We start from the raw sequence: 26,437 nt of genomic DNA on the forward strand, positions 1-26,437 counted from the left end.
CCGGATCGTGAACGACACCCTCCTCATCGCCCTGTACGCCTTCGCCGGTGCCGCGGCCACCGGCCTGGCCGGAGCCGGTGCGCTGCGCCTGATCCGGCGCCGTTCGCTCACCGCCTCGCTCGCCGTGGTCGCGGCGGTCGGGGTCGTCGCGATGCTCGCGGGCACGCTCGCCGTCGCCTGGGCGATGTTCCTGTCGCCGCACGACCTGTCCGTCGTCACGACCGTCGTCGCCATGGCGGCCGTCGTCTCCCTGGCCACCGCGCTGCTGCTGGGCCGCTGGGTCGTCGCCCGCAGCCGCGAACTCGCCGTGGCCGCACGCTCCTTCGGCGACGGGGGGGACTTCGCCGCCCCCGTCGGCCCGACGACCGCCGAACTGGACCATCTGAGCCGCGAACTGGCCGCCACCAGCACCAGACTCGCCGAATCCCGGGAGCGGGAACGCGCGCTGGAGGCCTCCCGGCGCGAACTCGTCGCCTGGATCTCGCACGATCTGCGCACCCCGCTGGCCGGCCTGCGCGCCATGTCGGAGGCCCTGGAGGACGGCGTCGCAGCCGACCCCGGCCGCTATCTGAAGCAGATCCGCACCGAGGTCGAACGCCTCAACGACATGGTCGGCGACCTCTTCGAACTCTCCCGCATCCACGCCGGCGCGCTCGCCCTCGCCCCCAGCCGGATGTCGCTGTACGACCTGGTGGGTGACGCGCTGGCGGGAGCCGACCCACTCGCCCGGGAACACGGGGTGCGGCTGGTGGGCGGCCGTATCGAGCCGGTGCCGGTGGAGGTGGACGGCAAGGAGATGAGCCGGGTGCTGGGCAACCTGCTGGTCAACGCCATCCGCCGGACCCCGGCCGACGGCACGGTCGCCGTCACCGCGGAGCGCTCCACCGAGGGCGTGGTGCTGTCGGTGACGGACGGCTGCGGAGGCATCCCCGACGAGGACCTGCCGCGTGTCTTCGACACCGGCTGGCGCGGCACGCACGCCCGGACGCCCCCGGCCGGCGCGGGTCTCGGCCTCGCCATCGTCCGGGGGATCGTGGAGGCGCACCAGGGCCGGGCCACCGTACGGAACATCCCCGGCGGCTGCCGTTTCGAGGTGGTGCTGCCCGCCGCCGCTTCGTGACACGGGCAGCACCACCGGCCTTTCGAGAGCCGGGTCCCAGGGGACGTCGACGGCTCCTACGCGTCCCGAATCCCGGCCCGCGCGAACTCCGCCATGCCCTCCTCGAACCCGACCTCCGGCTTCCAGCCCAGCGCGTCCCGCAGCCGCGCGGAGTCGGCGGTGATGTGCCGTACGTCCCCGAGCCGGTACTCGCCGGTGACGACGGGCTCGGGCCCGCCGTACGCGGCGGCGAGCGCCCGGGCCATCTCGCCGACGGTGTGCGGGTCGCCGCTGCCGGTGTTGTACGCCGTGAGCACGCCCGGGCCGGCCTCCGCCTCCAGCGCCACGGCATTGGCCTGCGCCACGTCCCGGACGTGCACGAAGTCCCTGCGCTGCCGCCCGTCCTCGAACACCCGCGGTGCCTCGCCCCGGGCGAGCGCCGAGCGGAAGAAGGAGGCGACACCGGCGTAAGGCGTGTCGCGGGGCATGCCGGGCCCGTACACGTTGTGGTAGCGCAGCGACACCGCCGACCCGCCCGTGCAGCGGGCCCAGGCGGCGGCCAGGTGCTCCTGGGCCAGCTTGGTCGTCGCGTACACGTTCCGGGGATCGGCCGGGGCGTCCTCGCCGACCAGCCCGGGGGCGAGATCCGCCCCGCACACCGGACACGGCGGCTCGAACCGGCCGGCGTCGAGGTCGGTGACGGCACGCGGCCCGGGCCGTACGACCTCGTGCCGGGGGCACTCGTACCGCCCCTCCCCGTAGACCACCATCGACCCGGCCAGCACGAGACGCCGTACCCCCGCCTCCGCCATGGCGGCGAGCAGCACGGCCGTCCCGAGGTCGTTGTGCGAGACGTACTCCGCCGCGTCGGCGACTCCGTCGCCGAGCCCGACCCTCGCGGCCTGGTGGCACACGGCGTCCACCCCGGCCAGGGCACGTCCGACGGCGGCCGGGTCCCGCACGTCGGCGCCGGCGTCCTCCCGCACGTCGAACACGACCGCCTCGTGCCCGAGCTCCCGGAGGGCGGCGACCACATGGGACCCGATGAACCCGGCACCGCCGGTGACCAGTACGCGCATACGGCCACGCTAGGCCCGCGACCTGGCCGCACCACGGGACCGCGCCCGTACGTCACGACTCCGTAAGATCGCGCACGGTCAGAGCGACGCGGTCTCCGACGCGGTCGCCCACGCGAACCCGTCCGGGTCGGTGAAGGGCCCGGAGTCGCCGTTGACCGTGAGCCGGTGCGATCCGGTGCCGTCGGGAGAGACACCGACGAGCTTGGCCAGACCCCGGCGCTTGTACAGCGCCAGCTTGACGGAGCCCGACCCGGTGGCGAACTCGACGTACCTGCTGCCGAAGCTCCTCGCCACGGGGAGGCCGTGCTCGACGTAGAACCGCTTGCTCCCGGCCATGTCCGCGACCCCCAGCAGGAGCACGATCTCGTCGATCCGCCGGGTGGCCGGGCCGGTGTCCTTCTTCGACGACGAGGCGATCTGCCAGATCGTCCCGTCCGGAGCCTGCACGACGCCCCCGTAGCCCCACAGCGACCTGGCGGCGGGCTTCAGCGTCGCGGCGCCGGCGTCCACGGCGGCGCCGGCGAGGGCGTCGACGTCGGCCGGCTGGGACACCACGAGCGACAGCGTGAACCCGCGAAAGCCGGTCGTCGGCGCCTGTGAGGCCCGCACGCGGACTTGATCGCCCAGTCCGAACGCGCTGGTGTAGAAGCGGTGGGCGGCGGTGGGGTCGTCCACTTCGAGGGTGACGGATTCGATGGAAGTCATGACGTCGACGCTAGGCGCCGCACGAGACATGCGCTTCTCGAATCCTGACCGGAACGGGGAACGCCGAGAGGCCGCCCCCGGCTTACCTGCCGGCTTCGGAGCCATACCACGCCTCGCCCGCCACCAGCTGGTCGTCGGCAGGCAGACGCAGGACGAGAAGCGCCACGTCATCGGTGGTGCCGGGCGGCATACGGGCGAGCAGTTGGTCGCACAGCGTGTCCAGTGGTGCGTCGGCGAGTGCGAGGGCGTGGCGGCGCAGTCGGCCCAGGCCGGTGTCGAGGTCGCTGCCGGGGAGCTCGATCAGACCGTCGGTGTAGAGCAGCAGGGTGGAACCCGGCGGCAGGGACCGCGTGGCGTTCGGCCGGCTCACGTCGGTGCCCAGCTGGGCACCGAGGACGAGTCCCTGCCCGGCCTCCAGGTACTGCGCGTGTCCGCCGGGCGTCAGCAGGAGGGGCGGCGGGTGCCCGGCGCTGGTCCACCGCAGGGTCCACGGGCCGGTCTGCGGGTGGCCTTCGATCCGGGCGAGGACGAGGGTGGCCATGGGAACGGTGGTGATGGCGGGCATGGCGTCGTCGAGGCGGTCGACGACGCTGCCCGGCGGCCCGGTGTGGTCCCAGGCCATGGAGCGCAGGATGCCGTGCAGTTGGGCCATCCCGGCCGCCGCGGTCAGGTCGTGGCCCACGACGTCGCCGATCACCAGCGCGAGCGTGCCGTCCTTCAGCTCGAACGCGTCGTACCAGTCGCCGCCGACCTGGGAACCGGCCGGGGCCGGCTGGTAGCGGGCGGCCAGCCGCAGGCGGCCGGGCTGCGGCAGCGGGGCGAGCAGGTTGCGCTGCATGGCCTCGGCGACGGCGCGCTGGCGCCCGAACCGCCGGGCGTTGTCGATGACCAGGCCGACCCGTCGGCCGATGTCGCTCACCACATCCAGGTCGCCGCTGTCGAAGGGGTGCGCCGGGTCGGTGCGCACCAGCGTCAGCGCGCCGGTGATCTGCCGCCTGGAGCCCAGCGGCACCGTGATGGCGGACGTCGCGCCCACCGCCCGCAGAAAATCACCGTGCACGGCGGCCAGGGGGGAGCCCGGTGATGGTGAAGCCGTCTCCACCCCGTCCAGCAGTAAGGGATCACCGCCGTTCAGCACATGGACGAGCGGCGAGTGGTCTCCCTCCCCGGGATCCGGAAGGCGCTCGCGCATCCCCTCCAGCGCGACGTACCGGCCCACGGGACCGGTCACCGCCACCCGGTGGACCTGCCCGGAACCGGACCGGAAGTCCACGGCCGCCCAGTCGGCGACGCGGGGCACCAGCAGGCGGCCCAGCCGGGCGAGGGCCTCGTCGGTCTCCAGGGTCTGGCCCAGCACGTCGGTGATCTCCGCGACCAGCGTCAGCCGCTCGTTGAGGTCCTCAAGAGCACTCGTATAGGCCGCACGTTCCCGGCGCGTGCCGTGGTCGCCCGTGACGTCGGTGAACAGGACGGCCACACCCTGGAAGGAGCCGCCGTCCGTCAGGGGAGAGGCGGACCAGGAGATCGTGACCAGACGGCCGTCACCGCGCAGATAGCGGTCGCCTTCCCCGCGCGCGGCGGTCCTCTCGGTCAGCGCCCGGAGCAGCGGGCACCGCTCCCGCGGGGGTGTGCCGCCGCCCGCGTCCCGGTGCAGCAGCTCGTGCGCGTCCTTCCCGCGCACCACGGCGGAGGCCAGGCCCAGCAGCCGCTCGGCGGCCGGGTTGACGGCGAGGATCCGTCCGGCCGGATCCACCACCATCACGGATGTGCTCAGCTGCTCGACGACCTGCTGCCAAAAACCTGTCTCGGCCACCGGCCATGACCGCCCTTCACCCACCGAACCGGGCACCGCACCTCCACCACGCCACGCTCCAGTGCCCCCCACGTGCTGCTTCAACCGGGAGAACGGCCGGGCAGGAAGGGACGCCGCCCGGCCGGACACCTGCCGTCGTCAGCGCACGGGGCGTCGCCCCGCGCGCCGGGACAGCCGCAGCGCGAAGAAGATCACGTCGACGGCGAGGAGCACGATGCCGATGGCCAGGAGATAACCCAGGCCCTGGACCGCCACACCGATGATTCCCAGCACGACGGCCACGAGGACGACCAGAAGGAAGAGGGCCATCACCGCGCGGACCACCTTTCCTGTGCCACGTGTGTTCGGTCACCGGCGGGCGAGCCGGCGCTCGCCCCCCGCTCCCGGCCGGTACGTCATGCCGTAGTGCTGGAAGATCTCCTCCTCCTGCTCGGCCGGAAGAACGTCGTCCGTCCCGATCGACGGGGCTTTGCGCACCTGTGCCCTGGCGTAGGGGACCTTGACGTAACCCGGTCCGAGAACGGCGTCGTCGAGGGGGACGAAGATCAGGCGCCGGCGTCTGGGCAGCCCGGCGCGGACGGTGGCCATGGCCGGTTCGTCGGTGGCGGTGTCCACGTAGACCGATTCGAGCATGCCGATCCTGTTCTGTTTCGGATCGACCACGTCATGGTCGCGCCATTCGCGGATGTCGGCTGAACGGATCATGCCGTACTCCCTGTCTGGTCCCGCCACTTCACACTACTCCGGCCCGGGCCGGAGTACGGTGGGAGGACGAGGACTTTCCGTATGCCGGAATTCTGACCGGCTCCGGACATCGCACGCCCCCCGTCCTCACATGGGCAGCCCGTGACCCCGGCCGCGCCATCCGCATCCAGGCCGAGGAGCCACGTATGCCATCGCCTCACAGTCCGAACACGTCCACGACGGTTCCACCACCGGACCCCGCCCCGTCGCCCCAGGGTTACGACGGGACGTCCCCCTTCCCCTCGGACGGCCCGGCGCCCGCCCGCGACGGCGGTGAGCGGCTGTACGTCGCGGTGACGGGGGTGATCGTCATCCTGCCGTTCGTGGCGATCGGTCTCGCCGGCTGGCTGCTGTGGGGGAGTCTCATCCATCCCGCCGACATCGTGCTCGCCCTCGTCCTGTACACGATCACGGGTCTCGGCGTGACCGTCGGCTTCCACCGCGGTCTCACCCACGGCGGCTACCGGGCCGCCCGCCCCGTGCGCATCGCGCTCGCGGTGGCAGGGTCGATGAGTTTCCAGGGCGACGTCATCGGCTGGGTCGCCACCCACCGCCGCCACCACGCCTTCACCGACCGGCCGGGCGACCCGCACTCCCCGTACCGCTACGGCACGCATCTGCGAGGCCAGTTGCGCGGGCTGCTGCACGCGCACGTCGGCTGGCTGTTCCGCAACGACCGCACACCCGCCGACCGGTACGCCCCCGACCTCCTCGCCGACCGCGACATCCGCGCCGTCTCCCGCGCCTTCCCGATCCTGTGCGTCCTCACGCTCGCCCTGCCGTTCGGAGTGGGCTGGGCCATCGGCGGTACGTGGCTGTACGGCGTAACAGCCCTGCTCTGGGCGGGACTCGTGCGCATCGCGCTGCTCCACCACGTCACCTGGAGCGTGAACTCCCTCTGCCACCTCATCGGTGAGCGCCCGTTCCGCACCCGCCGCCACGACCGGGCCACCAACCTGTGGCCCCTCGCCCTGCTCTCGTTCGGCGAGAGCTGGCACAACCTCCACCACGCCGACCCCACCAGCGCACGCCACGGCGTCGACCGAGGCCAGGTCGACCCCTCCGCCGCCTTCATCCGCCTCCTCGAACGCCTCGGCTGGGTGCACGACGTGCGCTGGCCGACCGCGGACCGGGTCGCGGCCCGTCGCGTCTGACACCGACCACCCGACCCCCTCATGACAGCCGGCAGGAGCCCTCATGAGCACGGCACCAGAGCCCCCGCTTCCCTCCCACCCGGTCCTCCGGCTGCGTCTCGCGCCCCGCAGCGGCATGCCCCGGCCCATCGACGGAGCGTGGTGGCCCCGCTCGTACGACCTGCCGACGGAACTCCCGTCGCTGCTCTCCGGGTTGCCGCGGGCCTGGGGCCACATCGCCAGCGTCACCGTCAACGGGGCGACGTGGCCGACGGCACCCGGCCGGATGCTCGTCTTCAACCAGGTCGTACGACTGCGCAGGGCCCTCGCGGCGTCCGCCCCGCACACCGTCGTCCTGCTCGCCCCCGGCCGGGGCCGCTGGGACCTGCTGGTCGTGCCGCCCGATACGACCGACGAGGCCGCGCAACCGCTCATGGCGGCCGCGGCGAGCGATGACGTGTGACCGCGCGGAACGGCAAGGGATGTGACCACGGCGGTCACACCCCCACGGTGCGCCGCTGATTCCGGCCGTGTGAGCTAGGTGAGCCGTGTGACGAGAGGGCACCGCCGCTCCCGTGCGTCACCCCGGCCTCCGGGCTTGCGTGACGGGCCCGTTCCGCCGTCACGAGCGCGGTCGCGGTCATCGCCGGGCCGGTGTCCGCACTCGCCGCGGCCATCAGCCTGGCGGCCGAGGGGGCGCCGGTCTCCGGGGGAATCACCAGGAGGTCCCAGCGGCCCGCGGTGTAGGACAGCAGGAGGATCTCGTGCGGATCCAGCTCCGAGGTGAACCAACCGACCCTCACCACATGGCCGTTGACGAAGATCCTGGGCGGGAGGAACGGCCAGTGGCGGGAGTTGACCGCGATTCGGGTGATCCGCCCCCACAGCGGGTCCAGCATGTCCGCCAGGCCGGAGAGCTCGCTCGTCAGGTCACGTGAACGAGGCCACCAGGCGCCGTCCAGCTCCGCGCGCCCCGCGGAAGGGCTCTCTGATCTGAGCGCGAGGCGCGCGGTCGGGGTCCTGAACGGAACGGCCCGCAGCGGGGGGTGAGAGGTGGTCGCGGACATCGCGCAAACCCGTCTCCGGACCGCTGCGCGGGTGCAGCCGCCCGATGTCGTCATGCACCGGGAACGACACCGGCGTCGGAGCCGGGGTGCGAAGTGCTCCCGATGAGTTCACGCTACTCCGCGAAGGGGCCGGGCTGACGGTTCCCGGATGCCGTCTCACTCCGTCGGCGGCCGTCCTGCGCGGACCGGCTGGTCTCCAGCCACGACCGTGCGGGTCCTGCCGCGCGGCTGGTGTCCACGATGAGGTCGAGGCGGGTTCCTCCGTCGGGGCCCGCGGGGTAGCTGCGCTGCTCGCTGGCGGCGAAGCAACGGCGGAGAACCTCAGCGACCCGACGGGCGACCTCGGGCGAGGCGGCGACGATGCGGACCTCGGCGTGCCCGTCCGAAGGTGGTTCCGTGGACTGCATGGCGACCTCGGCGTTCGATGTCCTGGTATGAGACGGACCGGTATGAGGCGGCCGGTACGAGACGGGCCGAATCCTCACTCTACTCCGGGCTGCCCCGCAGGCCCCGCGCGTGACCGGCGGGCTTCCCGGCTGCCGTCGGCCGGCTGGAGAGTACCGTGAAACGAGGAAGCCACTCGGTTTCCTCACTCCCTCCGGCATTCCCTCCAGCATTCCCGGCAGGCAGGCGAGAGCGATGTCCGACTCCGACTCCCCGCGTGTGACCAGGCTCCTGCCGGACGCCGTCCACCAGGCCATACGGCCCGGAACGGCTGTCGTACGGCTGGAGACGACACACGACCGGCAGGGCGTGCTCGACGGGGCGTGGTGGCCGCGCTCCCGCGACATCGCCGCCGAGCTCCCCGGCCTGATCGCCGCACTGACGGAGTACCTCGGGCCCATCACCCGTGTCGGCCTGGACGCCGGCGCCTGGGAAGAGCTGCCGACGCGGATGACCATCGACGATCGTGTCGTCCACATCGACTCCTCCGCGGTCGGCGACGACACCGTCCTCATCACCCGGGGCGGGCAGGACCTCTTCTCCCTCCTCGTGGTCCCGCCGCACGCGACGCCCGACGCCGCGCGCGCCGCCATGGCCGAGGCCACGCGCGCCGGCGGCGAGACACAGGCCGAACAGATCCTCATCGACACCGGCACCGAGCGAGCGAAACCCGACGCCACGGAAGTCCCGAGCGCCCCCGGCGAATAGCCCGGGAAGCATCGCCGGTCAGCCGCGGCGGTCCTCGGGGCTGACCGTCGCGGGTACCGGGATGTCCGCGGTGTCGAAGTCACCCGAGACGATCCGCGCGGCCAGCTCCGACAGGCGCAGGTGACGGGCGCGCGCGTACGACCGGAACGCGGCGAAGGCGTCGTCGACGGACGTGTTCCAGCGCTCCGCCAGCACGCCCTTGGCCTGCTCGACCAGGACGCGGCTGGTCAGCGCGGCCTCCAGCTGGCTGTTCTCGACCTGCGACTGTTCCAGCGTGCGCTGCTGGAGGACCGCGATGGTGGCCACGTCGGCGAGTGCCTGGGCGAGCGCGATGTCGTCGTCGCCGAGGCGGTGCGGCGCGGTCTGGAACAGGTTGAGCGCGCCGATGACGCGGCTGCGCAGGCGGAGCGGGAGGGCATGCGTGTTCACGTATCCCGTCTCGCGGGCCCGTGCGGCGAAGTGCGGCCGGCCGTCGGCGGGCTCCGGCCGCGTCAGCTCGATGTTCGTCCGGGCGGCGCCGGTGCGGTAGCACTCCACGCACGGGCCCTGGTCGTGCTGGAGCGCGAACAGTTCCAGCAGGCGGGTGCGCTCGTCCGAGGCGGCGATGATCCGCAGTTCTCCCTGCGCGTTCGCGAGCAGGATCCCGGCCGCCGACACGTCGAGCAGCTCGACGCAGCGCTCGGACAGCCGGTGCAGCAGGTCGATGACGTCGAAGTCCTCGACGAGGGAATCCGCCACTTCCACGAAGATCTCGGCCATACGACGTTCGCGGGCCATGCCGGTCATCCCTTTCCCCTTCCCACTGTTGCCGCAGGGACCATGGCTCCGGGCAGGGGCGAATGGGGCAGTTCCCCCCTTGTCCGTACGGTCCGCTGGGCCTGTTCGAGGAGTACGCTGAAATCACCGAGGATATTTCGCGCACCGGCTTCCAGGCTCGTGTCGTTTTCGGCGCTCGAATATGCCGGGCCGGTCGCGATCGGCCCGGAGCAGGGTTCGCGTCATGACTGCGACCATTTCCCACCCGGTGACAGCCGAAGCCGATGACCGGTTCGCCTCGTCCTCTCTGCGTCTGTCGCTCGCTCCCGTCGGTCCCGCGCCGGCTCTGCTGGACGGCGCCTGGTGGCCCCGTTCCCGCGATCTCGGGGCGGAGCTCCCCTCCCTGACCGCCGTACTGGATCCGCTGTGGGGGCGGATCACCCGGGTCACGGTGAATCCCACCCACTGGCCGGTCGTTCCCCGCAAGGTGCCCGTCGCCGGGCACGTGGTGAAGGTGGGCTGTTTCCTGCCCGAGCAGGACGCGCACGAACTGCTGCTGCTCTCGTACCACGTGGGCCGCTGGAACCTCCTGGTGATCCCGCCGCAGACGACCCCCGAGTCGGCCGCCCGGCTGATGGCCGCCGCGAGCGACCCACTCGGCACGTCGACCGCGAGCCGGTTGATGGCGGAGGAGGCGCGCTCGCGGACGGCGTACGAGGCGGACCGGGCCGTCGAGGCGGTCTGGGACTCGGAAGGAGGACATGAGGCCGGCGGCGCGGCCGCACGTCCCGGGGCCCCGGCCGTGACCGCGTCGGTGCCGCAGCAGCCGATGGGAAGGTGAGACCAGTGGAGATATTCGTGTCCGTGGCTGTGATCCTGGGGATGATCGTTCTCGGTGTGTTCCTCATCCATCAGCTGAACTCACAGCACAACGACCGCATCGCCGCCTTCCACTACGGCCGTTCGAGGCTGCCTGTGGCGGGACCGGCTCCGCACAAGGACCCGGGCCGGGCGGGGACGAGCGGCACCGGCCGCCGCCACGACCATCGAGGGCCCGGCGGACGCGGGCGGTTCTCCTGGCGCCGCCCCCGTAAGCAGACCTGAGCCCCACCGCCGCGGCCGGCTCTCCGAGCTCGTCACCGAACGGGCCGAACCGACCGGACCGACACCACGGCCCGCAGCCCGGACCCCGGCCGCAGCACCGCACCTGACAGGCCGGGGTCTTCCCGCGTCCTGTACCCCGGGGCGGGGACAGCCCGGGGCGGGACGGCACAGAGCCACCCTCCCTCCAGGACACGATGCCCACCGGGCGCGGATCCGTCCGGTTCATGGCGCATCCCCGGACGGCCGATCCAGCACAGTGCTCGCGAACTCAAACCTGTGCATCGGCCGTTCCTCCGCCCCACGATCACCCCGTATCGGCGGCACGCCGCGAGGGCCGGTCCCGGTCCGCCCGCGCGGCACTCTCCGACGGGCATCCTGAACCGAGGAGCCATGCCCCTTCCACGGCTGAACGTCCACCGGCACGACCACACCACCCACGTCGATGCCCAGGGTGAGGCAAGCGCACCGACTCCCGCCCACGCCGTACGTCTGCGCCGGCTGAACCGCTGGCAGGCCGAGACCCTGCGGGAGGACCTGGCCGACCTGTACGTGGAGTCCTCACGCGCGCAGGAAGGCGAGGAGTACCGGGCCCGGGAGGCGTTTCTGCGACGGCTCACCGGTGCCATCCGGCGGCCCGGATTCGCGCTGCTGATCGGGGAGGACACGGCCTTCGCCGGGTGTGCCTACGGATTCCCCGTACCGCGCGACGGGACATGGTGGAGGGGGTTCGAGGGGAACCTTCCGCAGAGCGTCGAACAGCTCACCGCGTCCGGACGCGTCTTCGCGATCACCGAGATCCTGGTGCACCCCCGTACGGACGACCAGGGCCTCGCCCGCAGGCTCCAGAACCGTCTGCTGGCCGACCACCACACCTCGCTCGGGGCGACACTGGTCGACCAGGCCGACGCTCCGGCCCGCGACGCCTTCCTGTCGTTCGGATGGCAGGACATCGGGACGATCCGCCGGCCGACGGATCCCACGGTCCTCCGGCCGACGGCCCCCGCGCCGATGCGGGTCCTGGTCCTTCCCATAGAGCCAGGCACGACTGCCCGCACGGACGCCCACGAGAACCGCACCCGACGGCCCGGCTGACGGCCGAGGCGTGACCTGGGCGGGGAAGAACTCCGACGCGCCCCCGCACGCCGGAGTCGGACGTCAGGTCGCCGCCCGAGACTCGCGCATGCGGTACTCGCTCGGGCTCATGCCGTGTTCCCGCTTGAACGCGGCGCTGAAGGCGAACGCGTTGGCGAACCCGACGCGGTCCGCCACCACGGCGAGCGTCGCCTCCGGTTCGCGCAGCAGGTCGGCGGCCAGGGCGAGGCGCTGTGTCTGGAACATCTGACCCTGCCCTGATCAGGACTCATCCGTACGGACAGCCGACACCGCGCCTTCCTCCTCACCGTCAGCGCGATCGTCGTGGTCTGGCTCGCCGGACAGTGGGCGCACCACGCCTGCCAGGACCGTGAGCGCAGGGCGGCCGCAGCGAGGCCACACGTGTCCGGTGAAAGGGTCTGGGACACCGGCGCACTCGGGTACGACCACGTCGAGGGCGATGTCGGCTGTCCCATGACCCCGCCCGTCGGCGGAGCCCACGACAGAACGTGGATGACCTGCGACGGCACCGTCTACACCGAGACGGGTCCGCGACGAGAACGCAGTGCACTCCCTGGGGCACGGTGCCGTCTGGATCACGTACAACGACACGGCCACCGCCACCGACATCGAGCAACTCGCCGGCAAGGTGACCCGGACGCCCTGCACCCTGATGAGCCCCGTCACCCGGCAGTCCGGGACGATCATGCTCTCCGCATGGGGCCACCAACTCGGTGCGGACTCGGCCTCCGACCCGCGCGTCGAGCAGTTCATCACCGCCTACGTCCAGGGTCCCCAGACTCCGGAACCGGGTGCTCCCTGCGCTGAGGGCCTCGCCGCGCCCAGGTGATCAGCCGGAATCGGCGACGGAGCCTTCGGACGCGCCGTGCCCGGCACGGCGGCGGTACTCGGCGTTGATGCGCTGAGCTTCCTCGAGCTGGTCCTCGAGGATGACGATGCGGCACGCGGCCTCGATCGGGGTGCCCCTGTCGACGAGCTCGCGGGCGCGCGCCGCGACGCGCAGCTGGTAGCGGGAGTACCGGCGGTGTCCGCCCTCCGAGCGCAGCGGAGTGATCAGACGAGCCTCACCGATGGCTCGGAGGAAGGCCGGGGTGGTACCGAGCATCTCGGCGGCCCGCCCCATCGTGTATGCGGGGTAGTCGTCGTCTTCCAGACGATCGCTGAGCGGGGTATCTGCTGTCATGTCACCTCGTAGTGCAACGCGTCGAGGGGCCCTGGTGCCGTATGGCACCAGGGCCCCGAAGGAAATTGAACACCATCTGTCGGCCCTAATGCTGCGCCGACCTTCTGTTTCCGCTACCGGCCCTTTGGGAGGGGGGATGCGGGGATCGCGGCTGCGTGACCGGGGACCACCTTCCAATCCGGGGTCTTGCGGTACCCGGCCGAGCGCCGCTCGGGCCGGGCGATCCTGATGGCGTCTGCTCCTCCGTCCTTCTCTGCTCAGTGATCCTGTTCCAACGAGAAAAAGGCTAACTGCGCCAGAGCCCAATGTCTACTCTGGCAAGAGTAGATTTTTGTTCGCTGGTGGCGCAGGTTGTCAGTGGCCCGCAAGGGCGGCGGGACGACGACGAGGGCCCTGCCGACGCGCGTCGGCAGGGCCCTCATCGGGATCGGGGTGGGCGGTTGTCCGCCCGTCCTCATGCGTCCAGGGGTGCGGCGCCGAGCAGTGCCGACGCGGTCTGGAGCGGGGTGGGGACGCGCACGGGCGCGGCCTCGGGGTGGTCGTGACAGGTGAAGCCGAGGCGGGTCATGGCCCGGATGACTTCGCTGCCCGTGAAGTCGCGGCGGTCCTGTCGGGTGATGACCTGGCCCACCTGCTTGACGGGGTAGCGGCGGCGGCCGATGGTCACGGACTCACCCGTGACGGTCTCGGGCGTGACGCCCTTCATCGAGGCCAGCACCCCGCTCTTGGTCAGGTCGAACGGGTACCGGGCGATGACACAGCGCATGATGCCCCCACAGGGAGAAGGAGAACGGCTGACCGGGTGAGGCGGATCAGCTGGAGAGGGCGAGGACGCCCGGGGTCCGGCCGTGCTCCCCGACGGCGGTGCGCCGGGGGACGGTCGAGGTGCACGGTCCGTCGAGGACGTCCCGCAGCCGGGTCCGGTCCGTGTACGTGGAACTGCCGCGGTGAACGACGAGTTCGGCCAGGGTGACCGAGCCCGTGCTCTGGTCGTCCCCGTCGCACAGGGTGAGGTACTCGACCCGGGCGCCGACCATGACGGACAGGGCGACCTCGACGGTCATGTCGTCCCCGACCCGGGGGCCGGACGCGTCCATGGCGTCGACCAGGGACACGACGGAGGGATCCACCTGCTGGCACTGCGTCTGAACCGGTGTCAAAGCTGCCTCCGCGGAGATGGGTGAGCTGAGGATCGACGCAACAGGCCTAGGCCGCCGGGTCGAAGGCGGACCGCTGTGCCCTGCGCCGCCCGGCCTGTCCGGTGGGGCGCCCCTGGACGGGGCGGTTCCGGCGGCCTCGGGACGAGGGCGCCCCGGACGCGGAACGGCGGGGAGCCGGAGCCGGTGCGGTGATGACGACAGGGACACCGGACGGCGTCTGGGCACCGGTGATCCGGCTCAGTTCCGCTTCACCCGAACGCACCGGGGTGACCTGGGGGGTGATGGCGGCCGAAGCCATCAGCCGGGTCATGCTGCGGCGCTGGCCGGGTGTCACGAGGGTGACGACGCTGCCGGACTCGCCGGCGCGGGCGGTACGGCCGCCGCGGTGCAGGTAGTCCTTGTGGTCGGTGGGCGGGTCCACGTTGACGACGAGGTCGAGGTTGTCGACGTGGATGCCGCGGGCCGCGACGTTGGTCGCCACCAGCACCGTCACATGGCCGGTCTTGAACTGGGCGAGGGTCCGCGTGCGCTGGGGCTGGGACTTGCCACCGTGCAGAGCCGCGGCGCGGACGCCGTTGTTCAGCAGGTGCTCGGTCAGCCGGTCCACGGCGCGCTTGGTGTCCAGGAACATGATCACCCGGCCGTCCCGCGCCGCGATCTCGGTCGTCGTGCGGTGCTTGTCCGCTTCGTGCACGTGGAGCACGTGGTGCTCCATCGTGGTGACCGCACCCGCCGACGGGTCGACGGAGTGGACCACCGGGTCCGTCAGGTAGGTGCGGACCAGACGGTCGACGTTGCGGTCCAGGGTGGCCGAGAAGAGCATCCGCTGCCCCTCGGGGCGCACCTGGTCGAGCAGGGCGGTGACCTGGGGCATGAAGCCCATGTCGGCCATCTGGTCGGCCTCGTCGAGGACGGTGATGGCGACGTCGTCCAGCCGGCAGTCGCCGCGGTCGATGAGGTCCTTGAGCCGCCCCGGCGTCGCGACGACGACCTCCGCCCCGGTCCGCAGCGCACCCGCCTGCCTGCCGATCGACATGCCGCCGACCACGGTGGCCAGCTTCAGCCGGACGGAGCGGGCGTACGGGGTGAGCGCGTCGGTCACCTGCTGGGCGAGCTCGCGGGTGGGGACGAGGACCAGGGCGAGCGGCTGCCGCGGCGCCGCACGCCGGCCCGCCGTACGGGCCAGCAGCGCGAGGCCGAAGGCGAGGGTCTTGCCCGACCCGGTGCGGCCGCGGCCGAGCACGTCACGCCCGGCGAGGGAGTTCGGCAGGGTCGCCCCCTGGATGGGGAACGGCACGGTCACGCCCTCGTGGCCGAGCGCGGCCAGCAGCGGCGCCGGCAGGTCGAGGTCGGCGAACGCCTCGACGGCGGGCAGCGCGGGCGTGGTCGTCACCGGCAGCGCGAACTCCCCCTGGAGTGCGGCCGGCCGGCGCTCGTAGCCCTTGGAGCGCCGCGGAGCGCCCGAGCCCTTGGCGGCGGACCCCCGGGAGCGGTCGTAGGAGCGGGTCGGGCGGGCGGTGCGTACGCGGTTCAAGCGGAACCTTCCTCGATGTGAGCTCGTGGGCACGTAGCAAGGAATTTCCGCCGCGCAAATGAACGGCGCAGAGAATCGCGAGAACGAGCCGGAGATGTTGGGCGCGGATTTATTGTCACGCGCCCTGAAAAGCAGCGAGCCGGGGCCCGCACCCCAAGGTGCGGGCCCCAGCTGCGAAATATGCGTTGCTGCCGCGATGTCAGGCGGGAACGATGTTCTCGGCCGTCGGGCCCTTCTGGCCCTGCGCGATGTCGAAGGACACCTTCTGGCCTTCCAGCAGCTCACGGAAGCCCTGGGCGGAGATGTTCGAGTAGTGGGCGAAGACGTCGGCGCCGCCGCCGTCCTGCTCGATGAAGCCGAAGCCCTTTTCCGCGTTGAACCACTTCACGGTACCAGTAGCCATGTTAATTCTCCTTCGGAGACGATGTTCGGAATTCACCCTGTGCGGATTCCGCGTCGCCGTGCTGATTACCCCGTAGGAAAATGAACCTTCTGGCAACCACACCTGCAACTGAGATCGACAGTAGCATGGCGTGACCGGCGCTGTGTGGATCAATAATTCCGCCCCGTCCGGAGGTCGAGGAATACTCGCCGTGTGCCGCACAAATTTCTCATCTCGCAAAAACAGATATTGGTCCCGCGTGGACGCACTGTTCCTGCCGCGTACTCCCGGCCGCAGCGCCATGACCTCCCTCGATGGCTCCTGCGCCGCGGCCGTCCCCCTCAGCGGACGGGACGACGGCGAACGCGCCGGGACGCCACGATCGCGATGAAGGTCACATCGGCATACGGGTGACCTGCGGGAGGATCCGGTGGCGGTCAGCCACCCGAAGGGGGTCCGCACTGCCGAAGTCAGTCGAAGGTGGCGAGATGATCGGCATCGCCGCCTCGCCACTCGACGAGGAAGATCGTCGCGTCGTCGCTCGTGGCGCCGCCACGCCCGTGTTTCAGGGCGTGGGAGAGCGCTCGCACCACCGACCGCACCTCGGTGCGGTCGCGGAGGACCCGGTTGGTCCATTCGATGAGCTGTTCCTCACCGAACTGTTCCCCGCCGGGCTGGCGCTCCTCGATCAGGCCGTCGGTGAAGCACAGCAACCGGTCCCCGGGGCGCAGCATCCGCTCGCTGACCACCGGCTCCTCACCACCGAAGCCGACCGGCAGCGTGGTCGGGCTCTCCAGCCGGTCCACCACGGCGCGATCGCGGATCAGGAGAGGGGCCGGGTGGCCGGCGTTGACCCACTGAAGCCGGCCGGTGGCGATGTTCAGCACCATCATCTGCGCGGTGACGAAGTGGTCGTTGCCGAACTGCTCGTTGATCGCCCTGTCCATGAACGCGTAAACCTGGGACAGATCGGTGTGGGACCGCCGCGTGTGTCGATAGGCACCGACGGCCACCGTCGCCATGGTCGCCGCATCCAGCCCGTGGCCCATCGCGTCGAGCATGGCCACGTGGAGGATGTCGCCGTTGAGGGCGTAGTCGAAGCTGTCGCCTGCCACGTCGTAGGCGGGCTCGAGGATTCCGGCCACCTCGACCTGCGGAACGGTCATCGACAGCGGAGGCAGCAACGACCACTGGATCTCCGCGGCCACGCTCATCGGGGCGCTGCGGCGGGCCTGGAAGAACTGGTCGGTGTAGGCGTCCTTGGTGACGATCATGTCCGCGACCAGACCGGCGAGTCTGCGGAGCAGCCGCCGGTCGTCGTCATCGACGTTGTCCAGGGTGACGGCCATCGCCCCGATCTGATCGCTGCCGTCCAGCAGCGGCAGGTACATCCGCACACTGCCGTCCTGCGGCACCTCTACCGTTCTGCTGCTCAGGAACGCCTCGCCGGCGGGGGAGTCCTCGACCGGCTCGGGGCCGCCGACCTTCAGCCTCCGGCCCGGCAGCGGCACCAGCAGGACCTGTTCGTAGTCCTGCAAAAGGATGGAGACGTCCCGCCCCCCGACCCTGGCCACCTCTTCCGCGACGAGCGGGGCGATCAGGTCCGGCGGCATCTCGTGAGCCCGGTCCAGCAGCACCCCCAGCAGTCGCTCGCCGAACCCCTCCGACCGGTCCACCCCGATCCGGTCCGGCTCCCGCCCACCGGCCGTCATCGCTGTTCGCCGGCCCGGGCGTCAGGCAGCGCCGCTGACGCCCGGGGCGACGAAGCGCCTGTGGAGTGGGAAGAACTCCGGCTGGGGGGCGCTCCTCACCCTCATCTCGCCCTTGAGCACAGGTTCGATCCTGCCGGCGATGAACCGGGCGAAGTGCTCCTCCGACTCCCAGATGTCGAGCACGTTCAGGCCATCGGCGGTGAACCACGCCACGTGCAACACGCACCCGTCCGGGGACTCCTCTTCCCAGCGCACCCTCTTGCGCGCCGCGTCGTACAAGTCGGGCGTGATCTCGGGCCAGACGAAGGTCGTCACGACTGCCATGAAGGTGCCTCTCAATCGCCCTCGGCGCGGCGCGGCCTGCGCGGCCTGCGCGGCCTGCGCGGTCTGTGCGGGGTACGCACGACGACGCTAAGTAGCTCGGGTCCACGAGGCACTTCGGGGCGGGCCATTCGTGCGCTGCGGGTACGACGCCGTGGATCGGCGGGGTCCCCTCACGACCGACGGGACCGAGCCGTCCAGATCGACCTCGGAGCCGCCTGGTCGGACGGCGACGTCGCCTGATCCGCTTCCGCCGTCGGACAGCGGGTGACGCCATAGACCGCTACAACCCCTCCTGGCCGGCGTGTGCGGCGCTCCAGCTGATGTGAGGGGGCTCGACGCGTGCGCACAGGGGGCCGCCCTGGGCGTCTGTCAGGCCGAGGCGGCCGACCAGCAGTCCGTCGCGTGCGGCGGCGGTGAGTACGTCGGCGGGGATGACGTCGAGCATCAGCTTGGCGCGGCGGAACATGGTGAAGACACCCGACTCGTCGACCGTGCCCCACGACAGGTAGATGAACCGCCGGCCCAGACGGTCCTGCACGTAAGGGCCTTTGATCTCGATGCCGGTCGGCGAGGTGCTCGTGGTGCACTCCAGCGTCCAGGTCGCGGACGGTGCGTCGGCGGGCTGTGGCTCGAGGAGTTCGGCCGGACGGTCGCGGCGTTGCACGGCGACGTGGATGTCGCCGTACGCGGGGAGTCTGCCGGGCAGGTCGACGGCGTCGATGCGGATGCGCATAGGGCCATCATCCCGCCATCGTCCGCGCGGAGGTCGTCCGGCCTCGTAGCGGGTGGACCTCCGGCGCGGCGCGTTCCGGCAGGCCCGCGGCTCAGTGGTCGTCGCGGATGGTGGTCGCGATGCCGTTGCTGATCACGACCTCGGCGGTGAAGCCCTTCTTGGCGGCCGTCTCCAGTTCGGCCTCGGTGCACTCGATGCCGCCCTGGCCGCCTTCACCCGTGTTCGTGTCACCGCAGATGTCGCCGTAGTCCCAGATCTCGGTGTCCTCGGCGACGAGGAACTGCTGCTCGACGCCCTTCATGTCGGAGACCGTGTACTTGCCCGGCGCGAGATAGGTGACCTTGCCGTTCTTGAACGAGCCGCTGACGCCCTTCTTCTTCTCCGACTTCTTCTCCGAACTCGACTTGGAGTCCGACGCCTTCTCCGCGACCGCCGCCGTGCCCGTTCCGTTCGTGCCCGTTCGTTCGTCCCCGACGAGCTGTCGCCGGTGCCGTTCTGGCACGCCGTCATCAGCAGCCCGGCGGTGATCGCGGCGGTGGCGACGACGGCCTTGCGCACCGAAGTGGGGAGTGGCAGGGAGCCGGCGGCCTCCGCACCGGTTCCCGCTCTGTGCTGACTATGAGGAGCCCCGGAGCCCTCAGGTCGCACGCGTCTTTCCTTCAGAACACCGCCGTGGCAGCCATGACACGGCAACACATCGGCTGTGGGCGGCGGTTCGCCGACGCGCCGCCCTGCGTCATGCGGCCGTGTGCCCCGTCACCGGCCGTTCCCCGGACTGTAGGGCTGGAGGAGCTGGTCGACGGGTGCGTAGTCGTCGGTGAGCGGTCGGGCGTCGCCGATCCAGGACGTGAGGTCGTCGCCGGTGGAGATCTTCCAGCCGGTCTGCCGGGCGTCCAGCGCCTTCTGGGTCGCGCGCAGGTCGACCGGCCGGTCGGAGGCGATCACCAACAGATTGCCGCCCAGGGCTGTGGCGGTCGGGTCGAGGCCGATATCGGCGGGTTCGCCGACGAGGGCGACGTGCTCGAACGTCTCGCCGAGGGTGGCCGCTTCGGCACGTGCGAAGGCCAGGCCCCCGTGATCGATGAGGTTGGCGACGTACAGGCCGTCCTCGTCGAGCACCCGCCGTACGTCGGTCATCGCCTCCACCGTGGTGAGGTGCCACGGCACGCTGACGCCCCCGAAGGCGTCGCCGACGACGAGGTCACGGCTGCCGGCGTCCAGCCGCCGCAGCCCGAGTCTGCCGTCCTCGACGCGTACGTCGATACCGGCCGCTGATCCCAGACCGAGTTGGTCGCGGTCGATGCGCACGACCCCACCGTCGATCTCGGACACGAGGCTGCGCGTTCCGGGCCGGGCGGCCGCGAGGTAGCGGGGAATGGTGAGCCCGCCGCCGCCCACGTGATGGGCGGCGAGCGGCTCACCTTCGGGAAAGGCGGCGTCGACCACCGACGCGATGGCGCGCACGTACTCGAACTCGAGGAAGGCCGGGTCGTCGAGGTCGACGTAGGAGTGCCGCAGGCCGTCCAGGACGAGTGTGCGGCCGCTGTCCCGGTCGGGGTCCGCTACGACCCGGGCGCAGTGGTACCTGGTCTCCGTGTCGCAGCCACCGGGCGCGACCGTCGTGGCGAGGCCGCCGGCGACGACCACGAGGGCCAGGGCGGGGGTGCCGCTCCACCCACGCGTTCGCCACTCGACCAGCGCCGAGCCGATCACCAGCAGGGTGCCGAGGCCGATCAGTATGCCGCTGACCGGCAGCCGCGACACGAGGACGAACCCGGTGAGGACGGTGCCGACGATGGCCCCGACGGTGCCGACGCCGGACAGCCGGCCGACGACCGTTCCGGTCTCGGCGAGGCTGGTGAGCCGCAGCTTGGTCACGATCGGCGTCACCGCCGAGAGCAGCGCGCCCGGCACGAGGATGGTCAGCGACGCGATCAGCAAGAGCAACGCCGGCGCCCACTCCGCGGTGCTGCGCAGCACGGCAGGGGTGAGCGCCACGACCGCTCCCGACACCCCGAGCGAGGGGCCCAGGAGCCGGCGTGGATCGACCTGGTCGGCTATGCGCCCGCCCAGCCAGGAGCCGACGGCGATCGCGGTGAGGGCGATGCCGATCACCATGGTGCTGGTCTCGAGGGTGAGGCCGAGATAGGGAGCCAGCAGCCGCAGAGCGACGATCTCGACCACCAGGACCGCGGCTGAGGACCCGAACACCAACACTGCGGCGGTACGGGGACCCAGGCCGTCGTTGTGAGGCGTGCCCTCGGCGACAGGCGAGGAAGACGATCCGGTCACGGGCGACATCCTTGCATGCGATGCCCGTACGGCGCCCCGACATCGCTGCCGCTCCCGCAGCGCGAGCAGCCCCGCGTCGACATCGTCCGGGGCGAGGTAGCGGACCGGATGCGGCGGGCCCCCTTTGCCCCGCGTCGGCATCGACCGAGCAACGTCCCCGCCGGCGTGCCCCGTGCCGGAGCGTCAGCGCTGCGACCGTGCCTGTGCGCTTTCGTCGTCGCGCGCGTGGGGCGAGGTCGTGTGCCGGGCGAGGACCCGCGCTGTGCGGGGTGTGCGGCTGACGGCGAGGGCGAGCAGCGGTAGCGGGGTGAGGGCCGCGGAGACGGTGCCGACCAGGGGCGGTCCGGTCAGGCCGAGGGAGGAGCCCACGGCCCTGCCGGCGATGGCCGACCCGGCGGCGATGCCGGTGTTGCAGGCGGAGGTGGTCAGCGCTGAGGTGAGGGTGGGGGCGTCGCCGGCGAAGCGGACGGCGAGCGAGGTGACGACCGGGTTGACGGTGAATCGGGCCAGGGCCATGAGGACAGGCGCTACTCGCGGTGCCGACTTCCGCTGCGCTCCCCCGATCGGCCTCGGCCTCGGCGCGCGCACGCCCGAGGAGACAGCGATCTCCATCACCGCGGAGATCGTCGCCCACACCAACCGGGGAACGGGCCTGCCGTTGTCCCACCTGTCCGGCCCGATCCACCGGAACCGGGCGCTCGTGCCCTGATGCATCTCACAGCTGGTTCGCAGCCGTTTCACGCCCGCGGAGGGTTCCGGGACAGGCAGCCGAATAGGATATGGACTCATGTCGAACCCTGATGAGCTGCTCGTCGCCATTTCCGCCGCGGTGGAATCCGAGCGAAGCAATCAGATGTCACTGACCGTGGTCGTCGGCGGTGCCGTCATCACCGGCCGGCTGGCTCCCGAGGCCGTGTGGAGGGAGCGGGTGGCGGAGGTCCTGAAGGACTCGGACCACCTCGGCCCGTTCTCCGACGTCTTCACCCGCGGCCCACGCCAGAACCGGCCCGGCCACGGCGAGACGCCCACGCACCTGCACTTCCACCTCGCCCGGATCCTCCAGGGCAGCCTCGGGATCCCCGAGACGGGCGGCATGTACCGAGTCGCGATCAAGGACGTCAGCGCGTGGACCGTGGGCGATTTCAGCTACATCGACCGGTGACAGGCAATTTCGGGCATGCCGGCCCGCACCGTCACACGCGGGCCGGTCTCTCCCGTGAAAACCCCACCCACACGCGGCCGGCCCGTCGGCCGGCCGCGTCCGTCATTCGCTGAGCAGCCCTACGGCCCACTGCGACGGCTACCGCGCCGCGGCCGCGGCCCGCACCGCCGACCTCGCCGGCCTCGGGATCGACGCCGAGCCCCACGCCCCCGTGTCCCCCGCCGTCCGGGACGGGATCACCTCCCCGTCCGAACACGCCCGCCTCGACCGGCTGCACGCCGTCCGCCCCGGCATCCACTGGGACCGTCTGCTCTTCAGCGCCAAAAGGTCCGCTTACAAGGCATGTTCGTCCAGCGCGCCCCGCGTCCTCCATTTCGAGGACGCCGGGATCACGTTCTCCCCGGGGACCGGCACGTTCGCCGCACACCTGGCGGGCGAGGCCTTTGTCCTCACGGGGCGCCGGCACGTCTGCGACGGCATCCTGCTCACCGCGACGGCATTCCCGGCGGACCCGCCCCCTGGACAGACCATCACGTCAGCGGCATCCCGGTCTGCGACCGTAAGCTGACGGCTCCTCGCAGCGCGTGTGGAACTCGCCGAGTCACTCGGCGGGGGACATGAAGGCGGCGAAGGTCACCGACGCGAAGAAGCGGTTCGAGGACGCTTCCGAGCGGCTGCGGAAGGCTGCCAAGACGCATCCCGGCGTCAAGGTTCTCGCCGGGCCCGCGAGTCAGGAGAGAACGGGGGCGTCGCGCCCCGACCAGTCCCACGGCGAAGAACACCCCGGGCACCGTACCGACGAGCGCGAACACAGCGGCCCGGAACGCGGGCAGTGGTGCACGAAACCTCGTGGCGGACCCACCTGTTGAAGGCGGCTCAAACAAGTACCGATCGTGATCCTGTTACGAGCTCATAGCATCCTCGGACTCGCGATGATGATCCCGTCACTGTTCACCCCTTCAACCCATATCAAGCAAATCAGTCGAAAAATTCATATCTAGGACGTTGCAGGTGTTTTCGCGATTAGACAGCAGAAGTGCGTCGACTGCTCGGCGTCAGTGGCGAGTGATGCTGTGGGTCACAGCGGGTGTGGCGGCTCTTGGGCTCGCTGTCGCACTGGTGATCGGTCAACCGGGGCCGGTTGCCGACCAGCTGAAAGGGGCGATATTAGCCCCGAAACCGGGGCCGCTGTACGGTGGTTTGGCGTTGATGTCGGTGGTGCTCACCTGGCCGCAACGGATCATCGCGGCTGGCGCCGCGATCGGCATGGACGGCGTCCTCTTGTTGGTGCGGTGGGCGGCCGGTATCAAAGTGGCCGACGGCCATTTCTTCGGCAATGGCGCGTTGTTGGTGATGTTGGGCTATGCGGTCATCGCTGTTACGCGCCGCACCGGCTGGGAACGAGTCCTCCTGTTGAAGGGCGTCGGGCTGGGCCTGCTGCTGGTGGCCGGCCGCAAGTCCGGCGACGCTTGGCTGCTGATCACGTCGAAGACCCGCCCGGCGGTGCTCGACCAGTACGTGGCGACCGCCGATCACGCGCTGGGCAACCCTTCGTGGCCGGCAGGCCGCATGCTCCAGGCCACCGGCCCGATCGGCATCCATCTTCTCGACTTGGTCTACGCAAAGCTTGCGGTGGCCGCGATTGTCGTCACGCTCTACCAGCTGCGTCACGTAGCGGTCGAGCGCCGCTTCCCGAGCCATCATCTGGTGCGGACGTTCCTGGTGATCGGCCTCCTCGGGCCGGGCATCTACATGCTTTTTCCGGTGGTCGGACCGGTCTTCGCCTACGGTCCGGGCGCTTCCGGGACCGGCGGCGTGCAGTGGGCGGCGGCCAACCTGTGGCCGCACACGCCGCTGCCGATCACCACGCCGCGCCTGATGCCATACGACGAGATCACCCCCCGAAACTGCATGCCCAGCCTGCACACGGCGTGGGCCGTCGCGATCTTCATTCATTCCCGCAAGGGTCCACGGATCCTGCGATTCGCCGGTACGTTCTGGCTGGTTGCCACGCTCGCCGCGACGCTGGGTTTCGGCTACCACTACGGCGTGGATCTCGTCGCCGGCGTGGTGTTCGCGCTCACCATCGAGGCAGCGCTGCGTTCGCTCGACCGTGGCTTGGACCGGCGGGGGATCCAGCTGGTCGTCTACGGCACCGCGGTCTTCGCGGCGCTCTTGGTGTCGTACCGCTATCTTCCGATGGAGATGGCCAGACACCAGGAGGTCTCCGGATCACTTCTCATTCTGGCGATGACCTCAGTGGTCTACGGCTACGTACGGACCGCCAGACTGTGGGAACCGACGGCGATAGCCGCACGGAAACCGGAACCGCAACCCGAACCGGTTTGAGCGAGAACAGCCCCTGCGACTCGGCCGTGGCGGCCACCACGAGGTCGACGCGTTCAGCCGCTGCGCCAGGCCGATTCGAGGGCCGTCCGGTTGGTGCGCAGAAGATCGTCCAGGTCCGTCTCGTAGAGCGAGTCCGGCACGTTGTCGGAGAAGATCTCCAGGACGCAGGGCCCGCGGTAGCCGACGCTGTAGGCGGCGTGCAGCAGTCGGCCCACCGGGATGGCGCCGGTGCCGACGCTGCGCCGGTCCATCCGCGAGCGGGGTGTGCGCCAGTCGCTGACCTGGAGCAGGAACAGGCGGTCGGGAGCGTCCGCGAGGCGGGGGACGAGATCCGGGTCCTGCCACAGGTTCCACAGGTCGAGGCAGACGCCCACGTTCTCGCGGTCGACCTCCTGGACGATGTCGAGCGCCTGCCGGTAGGTCCAGATGGCGGTCTCCGCGTTGAGCAGGACGGGGTTGAGGGGTTCCAGCGCGATCCGTACGCCGTGGTCGGCGGCGACGTCCGCCAGTTCGCGGTGATGGATGACGGTCTGACGGATCGCCTCGTGCAGGTTCCCGTCGGGCGCCGGCCCGGTGTTGGTGACGAAGGCCGCGCCCGGGGCGAACGGTGCGATCAGCTCCACGCTGCGGCGGAAGCGGGCCAGCCGGTCGCGCCGGGTGGTGGGGTCCGGCTGGGTCTCGCTGGGGAACACGGTCCGTACGACGGGCTGGACTGAGCTGATCGGCAGTCCCGTCTCGGCGACGGAGGCGAGTTGCGCCTTGGCGCGGTCATGGTCGTCGTGGAGTTTGGTCTCGCACAGCTCGATCGCTTCGACACCCAGGCCGGCGTAGTGCGTCAGGTCCTCCTCGAAGGACCAGGGCATGGTGGTGAACTGGTTGACGCCGTAGGGGAAGGCGAACGGAGGTGTGGTGCTGTCCGTGAGAGTCATACGAGTACCTCCGTGTCGTCCCTGCTGTCGGTCAGGAAGCCGGTGACCGTCCGGTGGAACTTCTCCGGCTCGTCGAAGAACAGCCCGTGGCCGCTGTGCTCGAAGAAGACGGTCCGGGCTCCCGGGAGCGCCTCGCCGACCCAGGCGGGGCCCTGCCAGGGGAACACCTGGTCCTGACGTGCCACCAGGACCAGGCTGGGCAGCCGGATCGTGGGCAGCAGATCGCGCCAGTCGTGGCGGGTGTGGTCGGCCATCAGGGCGTTGCGTGCGTACGCCGGTGACTTGGCCATCTCGGCCAGGAGCAACTCCTTCTCCTGCGGGGTGGGTTCGCCCGCGAAGATGGTGCCGATCTGGTCCTCGTCGAAGGCCGGGGGGTCGCAGGTGAGCTGGGTCTGCAGGGCGGCCAGCGAGGGCTCGTCGTAGCAGGTGGCGTGTGCGTGCGGCCAGTCCGGCGCGTAGTACTGGCGGGGCGCCTGCTCGACGTACACCGCGCGGGCCAGGCGGTGGCTGCCGAACAGTTCCAGATAGCTCCAGATGACCGGGCAGCCCAGTGACCAGCCCAGGACGGTGACCTCGCGCAGGTCGAGTTCCTCGAGGAGCTCGAACAGGTCCTTGGCCAGCCGCGACACCCGGTAGCCGTGGCGGGGTTTGCCGGAGTCGCCGTGACCGCGCAGATCGACGGTGATGACGCGGGCGTGTTCGGCGAGGGCGTCCAGGTTGCGCGTGAAGAAGCGGCCGCTGAAGCCCCAGCCGTGGATCAGGACGAGAGGAGGGCCGGTGCCCTGTTCCTCGTAGTGGATCGTGACACCGTCGCTGGTGGTGATGTTGCCCATCGTTCTCCTTCGACGTGGATGGTGTGTCCCCGCGGTGTCCCCACCAGCGGTGGGCTGCCGGGGTGTTCCCGGCGCGCTC

Annotated in this window: 33 protein-coding genes and 1 pseudogene; 12 read left to right on the forward strand and 22 right to left on the reverse strand. The window is 70.9% G+C overall.

Translation table 11 applies throughout. The features are described 5' to 3' along the window. Positions 1-7: 7 nt before the first annotated feature. Positions 8-1,120: a sensor histidine kinase gene (locus AOQ53_RS31985; protein WP_059422640.1), complete on the forward strand. Its 1,113-nt coding sequence runs from the start codon at positions 8-10 to the stop codon at positions 1,118-1,120. A 56-nt stretch (positions 1,121-1,176) separates the two neighbouring features. Here the strand turns inward: AOQ53_RS31985 and AOQ53_RS31990 are convergent, their stop codons facing one another. The 5 genes from AOQ53_RS31990 to AOQ53_RS32010 form a co-directional block, all read right to left on the reverse strand. Beyond that, positions 1,177-2,178 (reverse strand): NAD-dependent epimerase/dehydratase family protein, encoded by a 1,002-nt coding sequence (locus AOQ53_RS31990; protein WP_059422566.1) that lies wholly within the window; start codon positions 2,176-2,178, stop codon positions 1,177-1,179. Positions 2,179-2,256: 78 nt separating this feature from the next. Next, positions 2,257-2,883 carry a VOC family protein gene (locus AOQ53_RS31995; RefSeq protein WP_059422567.1) on the reverse strand — a complete coding sequence of 209 codons (627 nt, stop codon included), beginning with the start codon at positions 2,881-2,883 and terminating at the stop codon, positions 2,257-2,259. An 82-nt stretch (positions 2,884-2,965) separates the two neighbouring features. After that, positions 2,966-4,696, reverse strand: a complete 1,731-nt coding sequence (locus AOQ53_RS32000) for a SpoIIE family protein phosphatase (RefSeq protein WP_236711892.1) — start codon at positions 4,694-4,696, stop codon at positions 2,966-2,968. Positions 4,697-4,834: 138 nt separating this feature from the next. Next, a complete protein-coding gene (locus AOQ53_RS44980; RefSeq protein ID WP_167745787.1) occupies positions 4,835-5,005 on the reverse strand; it encodes a hypothetical protein in 171 nt (56 codons plus the stop codon). Positions 5,006-5,044: 39 nt separating this feature from the next. Beyond that, positions 5,045-5,401 (reverse strand): PRC-barrel domain-containing protein, encoded by a 357-nt coding sequence (locus AOQ53_RS32010; protein ID WP_059422572.1) that lies wholly within the window; start codon positions 5,399-5,401, stop codon positions 5,045-5,047. Positions 5,402-5,586: 185 nt separating this feature from the next. Between AOQ53_RS32010 and AOQ53_RS32015 the strand changes: the two genes are divergently transcribed. Together AOQ53_RS32015 and AOQ53_RS32020 are read left to right on the forward strand one after the other, a co-directional pair. Then, positions 5,587-6,594: an acyl-CoA desaturase gene (locus tag AOQ53_RS32015; protein ID WP_059422574.1), complete on the forward strand. Its 1,008-nt coding sequence runs from the start codon at positions 5,587-5,589 to the stop codon at positions 6,592-6,594. A 43-nt stretch (positions 6,595-6,637) separates the two neighbouring features. Beyond that, the gene (locus AOQ53_RS32020; RefSeq protein ID WP_059422575.1) at positions 6,638-7,036 is read left to right on the forward strand and encodes a DUF5994 family protein; all 399 of its coding nucleotides are present in this window, start codon (positions 6,638-6,640) and stop codon (positions 7,034-7,036) included. 34 nt (positions 7,037-7,070) lie between these two features. On the opposite strand, the gene AOQ53_RS46830 is transcribed toward AOQ53_RS32020, so the two are convergent. After that, a complete protein-coding gene (locus AOQ53_RS46830; protein ID WP_330219377.1) occupies positions 7,071-7,613 on the reverse strand; it encodes a DUF5994 family protein in 543 nt (180 codons plus the stop codon). Positions 7,614-7,753: 140 nt separating this feature from the next. Beyond that, entirely contained in the window at positions 7,754-8,047 is a 294-nt protein-coding gene (locus AOQ53_RS32030) for a hypothetical protein (RefSeq protein ID WP_059422577.1), read from the reverse strand. A gap of 232 nt (positions 8,048-8,279) precedes the next feature. On the opposite strand from AOQ53_RS32030, the gene AOQ53_RS32035 reads away from it, so the two are divergent. After that, positions 8,280-8,792 carry a DUF5994 family protein gene (locus AOQ53_RS32035; protein ID WP_059422579.1) on the forward strand — a complete coding sequence of 171 codons (513 nt, stop codon included), beginning with the start codon at positions 8,280-8,282 and terminating at the stop codon, positions 8,790-8,792. 18 nt (positions 8,793-8,810) lie between these two features. Here AOQ53_RS32035 and AOQ53_RS32040 read toward each other — a convergent pair whose 3' ends face one another. After that, positions 8,811-9,578 carry a GAF and ANTAR domain-containing protein gene (locus AOQ53_RS32040; protein WP_059422581.1) on the reverse strand — a complete coding sequence of 256 codons (768 nt, stop codon included), beginning with the start codon at positions 9,576-9,578 and terminating at the stop codon, positions 8,811-8,813. A 214-nt stretch (positions 9,579-9,792) separates the two neighbouring features. On the opposite strand from AOQ53_RS32040, the gene AOQ53_RS32045 reads away from it, so the two are divergent. The 3 genes from AOQ53_RS32045 (at position 9,793) to AOQ53_RS46835 (ending at position 11,744) form a co-directional block, all read left to right on the forward strand. Continuing rightward, the gene (locus tag AOQ53_RS32045) at positions 9,793-10,389 is read left to right on the forward strand and encodes a DUF5994 family protein (protein WP_059422583.1); all 597 of its coding nucleotides are present in this window, start codon (positions 9,793-9,795) and stop codon (positions 10,387-10,389) included. Positions 10,390-10,394: 5 nt separating this feature from the next. Continuing rightward, positions 10,395-10,652: a hypothetical protein gene (locus AOQ53_RS32050; protein WP_059422585.1), complete on the forward strand. Its 258-nt coding sequence runs from the start codon at positions 10,395-10,397 to the stop codon at positions 10,650-10,652. Between the two features lie 390 nt (positions 10,653-11,042). After that, positions 11,043-11,744, forward strand: coding sequence for a hypothetical protein (locus AOQ53_RS46835; RefSeq protein ID WP_236711893.1), 702 nt, complete (start codon positions 11,043-11,045; stop codon positions 11,742-11,744). 63 nt (positions 11,745-11,807) lie between these two features. On the opposite strand, the gene AOQ53_RS32060 is transcribed toward AOQ53_RS46835, so the two are convergent. Beyond that, a complete protein-coding gene (locus AOQ53_RS32060) occupies positions 11,808-11,990 on the reverse strand; it encodes a helix-turn-helix domain-containing protein (RefSeq protein WP_059422586.1) in 183 nt (60 codons plus the stop codon). A gap of 319 nt (positions 11,991-12,309) precedes the next feature. On the opposite strand from AOQ53_RS32060, the gene AOQ53_RS43165 reads away from it, so the two are divergent. Then, the gene (locus AOQ53_RS43165; protein ID WP_059422587.1) at positions 12,310-12,594 is read left to right on the forward strand and encodes a DUF3105 domain-containing protein; all 285 of its coding nucleotides are present in this window, start codon (positions 12,310-12,312) and stop codon (positions 12,592-12,594) included. On the opposite strand, the gene AOQ53_RS32070 is transcribed toward AOQ53_RS43165, so the two are convergent. The 11 genes from AOQ53_RS32070 to AOQ53_RS32120 all read right to left on the reverse strand — a co-directional run bounded on the left by AOQ53_RS32070 (position 12,595) and on the right by AOQ53_RS32120 (position 21,601). Beyond that, complete coding sequence (locus AOQ53_RS32070; protein ID WP_059422589.1) at positions 12,595-12,948, reverse strand: helix-turn-helix domain-containing protein; 354 nt, start codon at positions 12,946-12,948, stop codon at positions 12,595-12,597. Between the two features lie 454 nt (positions 12,949-13,402). After that, entirely contained in the window at positions 13,403-13,714 is a 312-nt protein-coding gene (locus AOQ53_RS32075; RefSeq protein ID WP_059422590.1) for an SCO5918 family protein, read from the reverse strand. Between the two features lie 46 nt (positions 13,715-13,760). After that, positions 13,761-14,108, reverse strand: a complete 348-nt coding sequence (locus AOQ53_RS32080; protein ID WP_174523382.1) for a hypothetical protein — start codon at positions 14,106-14,108, stop codon at positions 13,761-13,763. A gap of 46 nt (positions 14,109-14,154) precedes the next feature. Next, the gene (locus tag AOQ53_RS32085; protein ID WP_059422591.1) at positions 14,155-15,642 is read right to left on the reverse strand and encodes a DEAD/DEAH box helicase; all 1,488 of its coding nucleotides are present in this window, start codon (positions 15,640-15,642) and stop codon (positions 14,155-14,157) included. Positions 15,643-15,841: 199 nt separating this feature from the next. Then, entirely contained in the window at positions 15,842-16,045 is a 204-nt protein-coding gene (locus AOQ53_RS32090; protein WP_030730357.1) for a cold-shock protein, read from the reverse strand. A 449-nt stretch (positions 16,046-16,494) separates the two neighbouring features. Then, positions 16,495-17,736, reverse strand: a complete 1,242-nt coding sequence (locus tag AOQ53_RS32095) for a PP2C family protein-serine/threonine phosphatase (protein ID WP_059422594.1) — start codon at positions 17,734-17,736, stop codon at positions 16,495-16,497. Between the two features lie 21 nt (positions 17,737-17,757). After that, the gene (locus AOQ53_RS32100) at positions 17,758-18,060 is read right to left on the reverse strand and encodes a hypothetical protein (RefSeq protein ID WP_059422596.1); all 303 of its coding nucleotides are present in this window, start codon (positions 18,058-18,060) and stop codon (positions 17,758-17,760) included. A 280-nt stretch (positions 18,061-18,340) separates the two neighbouring features. Next, a complete protein-coding gene (locus AOQ53_RS32105; RefSeq protein ID WP_059422598.1) occupies positions 18,341-18,793 on the reverse strand; it encodes a DUF5990 family protein in 453 nt (150 codons plus the stop codon). A gap of 91 nt (positions 18,794-18,884) precedes the next feature. After that, positions 18,885-19,295: a hypothetical protein gene (locus AOQ53_RS32110; protein WP_059422600.1), complete on the reverse strand. Its 411-nt coding sequence runs from the start codon at positions 19,293-19,295 to the stop codon at positions 18,885-18,887. Positions 19,296-19,549: 254 nt separating this feature from the next. Continuing rightward, positions 19,550-21,085: a fused MFS/spermidine synthase gene (locus AOQ53_RS32115; RefSeq protein ID WP_099054736.1), complete on the reverse strand. Its 1,536-nt coding sequence runs from the start codon at positions 21,083-21,085 to the stop codon at positions 19,550-19,552. Positions 21,086-21,268: 183 nt separating this feature from the next. Beyond that, positions 21,269-21,601 carry a hypothetical protein gene (locus tag AOQ53_RS32120; protein ID WP_059422604.1) on the reverse strand — a complete coding sequence of 111 codons (333 nt, stop codon included), beginning with the start codon at positions 21,599-21,601 and terminating at the stop codon, positions 21,269-21,271. Positions 21,602-21,638: 37 nt separating this feature from the next. On the opposite strand from AOQ53_RS32120, the pseudogene AOQ53_RS32125 reads away from it, so the two are divergent. From AOQ53_RS32125 to AOQ53_RS32145, 4 genes and pseudogenes are all read left to right on the forward strand, one after another. Further along, positions 21,639-21,794 (forward strand): annotated as a pseudogene (locus AOQ53_RS32125) (XdhC family protein); the annotation flags it as partial. A gap of 78 nt (positions 21,795-21,872) precedes the next feature. Further along, on the forward strand, positions 21,873-22,247 hold the full coding sequence (locus AOQ53_RS32130; protein WP_059422608.1) for a hypothetical protein: 375 nt from the start codon (positions 21,873-21,875) through the stop codon (positions 22,245-22,247). Positions 22,248-22,434: 187 nt separating this feature from the next. Further along, the gene (locus AOQ53_RS32135; RefSeq protein ID WP_269085487.1) at positions 22,435-22,815 is read left to right on the forward strand and encodes a 4'-phosphopantetheinyl transferase superfamily protein; all 381 of its coding nucleotides are present in this window, start codon (positions 22,435-22,437) and stop codon (positions 22,813-22,815) included. Between the two features lie 500 nt (positions 22,816-23,315). Beyond that, positions 23,316-24,596: a phosphatase PAP2 family protein gene (locus AOQ53_RS32145; protein ID WP_167745788.1), complete on the forward strand. Its 1,281-nt coding sequence runs from the start codon at positions 23,316-23,318 to the stop codon at positions 24,594-24,596. Between the two features lie 53 nt (positions 24,597-24,649). Here the strand turns inward: AOQ53_RS32145 and AOQ53_RS32150 are convergent, their stop codons facing one another. Further along, positions 24,650-25,525, reverse strand: coding sequence for a sugar phosphate isomerase/epimerase family protein (locus tag AOQ53_RS32150; protein WP_059422614.1), 876 nt, complete (start codon positions 25,523-25,525; stop codon positions 24,650-24,652). Further along, positions 25,522-26,358 carry an alpha/beta fold hydrolase gene (locus AOQ53_RS32155; RefSeq protein ID WP_059422616.1) on the reverse strand — a complete coding sequence of 279 codons (837 nt, stop codon included), beginning with the start codon at positions 26,356-26,358 and terminating at the stop codon, positions 25,522-25,524. The genes AOQ53_RS32150 and AOQ53_RS32155 overlap by 4 nt, the downstream gene beginning before the upstream one ends. Positions 26,359-26,437: the final 79 nt, after the last annotated feature.

The sequence above is a fragment of the Streptomyces azureus genome, assembly GCF_001270025.1.
GTDB lineage: Bacteria > Actinomycetota > Actinomycetes > Streptomycetales > Streptomycetaceae > Streptomyces > Streptomyces azureus.

What these genes read in the sequence shown, in the direction of transcription:
- AOQ53_RS32120 (WP_059422604.1), bottom strand. Translation starts at nt 21,601, where the DNA reads ATGGCCCTGGCCCGATTCACCGTCAACCCGGTCGTCACCTCGCTCGCC.
- AOQ53_RS32040 (WP_059422581.1), bottom strand. Translation starts at nt 9,578, where the DNA reads ATGACCGGCATGGCCCGCGAACGTCGTATGGCCGAGATCTTCGTGGAA.
- AOQ53_RS32035 (WP_059422579.1), top strand. Translation starts at nt 8,280, where the DNA reads ATGTCCGACTCCGACTCCCCGCGTGTGACCAGGCTCCTGCCGGACGCC.
- AOQ53_RS31995 (WP_059422567.1), bottom strand. Translation starts at nt 2,883, where the DNA reads ATGACTTCCATCGAATCCGTCACCCTCGAAGTGGACGACCCCACCGCC.
- AOQ53_RS32020 (WP_059422575.1), top strand. Translation starts at nt 6,638, where the DNA reads ATGAGCACGGCACCAGAGCCCCCGCTTCCCTCCCACCCGGTCCTCCGG.
- AOQ53_RS32095 (WP_059422594.1), bottom strand. Translation starts at nt 17,736, where the DNA reads ATGACGGCCGGTGGGCGGGAGCCGGACCGGATCGGGGTGGACCGGTCG.
- AOQ53_RS32150 (WP_059422614.1), bottom strand. Translation starts at nt 25,525, where the DNA reads ATGACTCTCACGGACAGCACCACACCTCCGTTCGCCTTCCCCTACGGC.
- AOQ53_RS32145 (WP_167745788.1), top strand. Translation starts at nt 23,316, where the DNA reads ATGCTGTGGGTCACAGCGGGTGTGGCGGCTCTTGGGCTCGCTGTCGCA.
- AOQ53_RS32070 (WP_059422589.1), bottom strand. Translation starts at nt 12,948, where the DNA reads ATGACAGCAGATACCCCGCTCAGCGATCGTCTGGAAGACGACGACTAC.
- AOQ53_RS32100 (WP_059422596.1), bottom strand. Translation starts at nt 18,060, where the DNA reads ATGGCAGTCGTGACGACCTTCGTCTGGCCCGAGATCACGCCCGACTTG.
- AOQ53_RS32010 (WP_059422572.1), bottom strand. Translation starts at nt 5,401, where the DNA reads ATGATCCGTTCAGCCGACATCCGCGAATGGCGCGACCATGACGTGGTC.
- AOQ53_RS32130 (WP_059422608.1), top strand. Translation starts at nt 21,873, where the DNA reads ATGTCGAACCCTGATGAGCTGCTCGTCGCCATTTCCGCCGCGGTGGAA.
- AOQ53_RS32155 (WP_059422616.1), bottom strand. Translation starts at nt 26,358, where the DNA reads ATGGGCAACATCACCACCAGCGACGGTGTCACGATCCACTACGAGGAA.
- AOQ53_RS32105 (WP_059422598.1), bottom strand. Translation starts at nt 18,793, where the DNA reads ATGCGCATCCGCATCGACGCCGTCGACCTGCCCGGCAGACTCCCCGCG.
- AOQ53_RS32060 (WP_059422586.1), bottom strand. Translation starts at nt 11,990, where the DNA reads ATGTTCCAGACACAGCGCCTCGCCCTGGCCGCCGACCTGCTGCGCGAA.
- AOQ53_RS32075 (WP_059422590.1), bottom strand. Translation starts at nt 13,714, where the DNA reads ATGCGCTGTGTCATCGCCCGGTACCCGTTCGACCTGACCAAGAGCGGG.
- AOQ53_RS32090 (WP_030730357.1), bottom strand. Translation starts at nt 16,045, where the DNA reads ATGGCTACTGGTACCGTGAAGTGGTTCAACGCGGAAAAGGGCTTCGGC.
- AOQ53_RS32045 (WP_059422583.1), top strand. Translation starts at nt 9,793, where the DNA reads ATGACTGCGACCATTTCCCACCCGGTGACAGCCGAAGCCGATGACCGG.
- AOQ53_RS32030 (WP_059422577.1), bottom strand. Translation starts at nt 8,047, where the DNA reads ATGCAGTCCACGGAACCACCTTCGGACGGGCACGCCGAGGTCCGCATC.
- AOQ53_RS32015 (WP_059422574.1), top strand. Translation starts at nt 5,587, where the DNA reads ATGCCATCGCCTCACAGTCCGAACACGTCCACGACGGTTCCACCACCG.
- AOQ53_RS31990 (WP_059422566.1), bottom strand. Translation starts at nt 2,178, where the DNA reads ATGCGCGTACTGGTCACCGGCGGTGCCGGGTTCATCGGGTCCCATGTG.
- AOQ53_RS44980 (WP_167745787.1), bottom strand. Translation starts at nt 5,005, where the DNA reads ATGGCCCTCTTCCTTCTGGTCGTCCTCGTGGCCGTCGTGCTGGGAATC.
- AOQ53_RS46835 (WP_236711893.1), top strand. Translation starts at nt 11,043, where the DNA reads ATGCCCCTTCCACGGCTGAACGTCCACCGGCACGACCACACCACCCAC.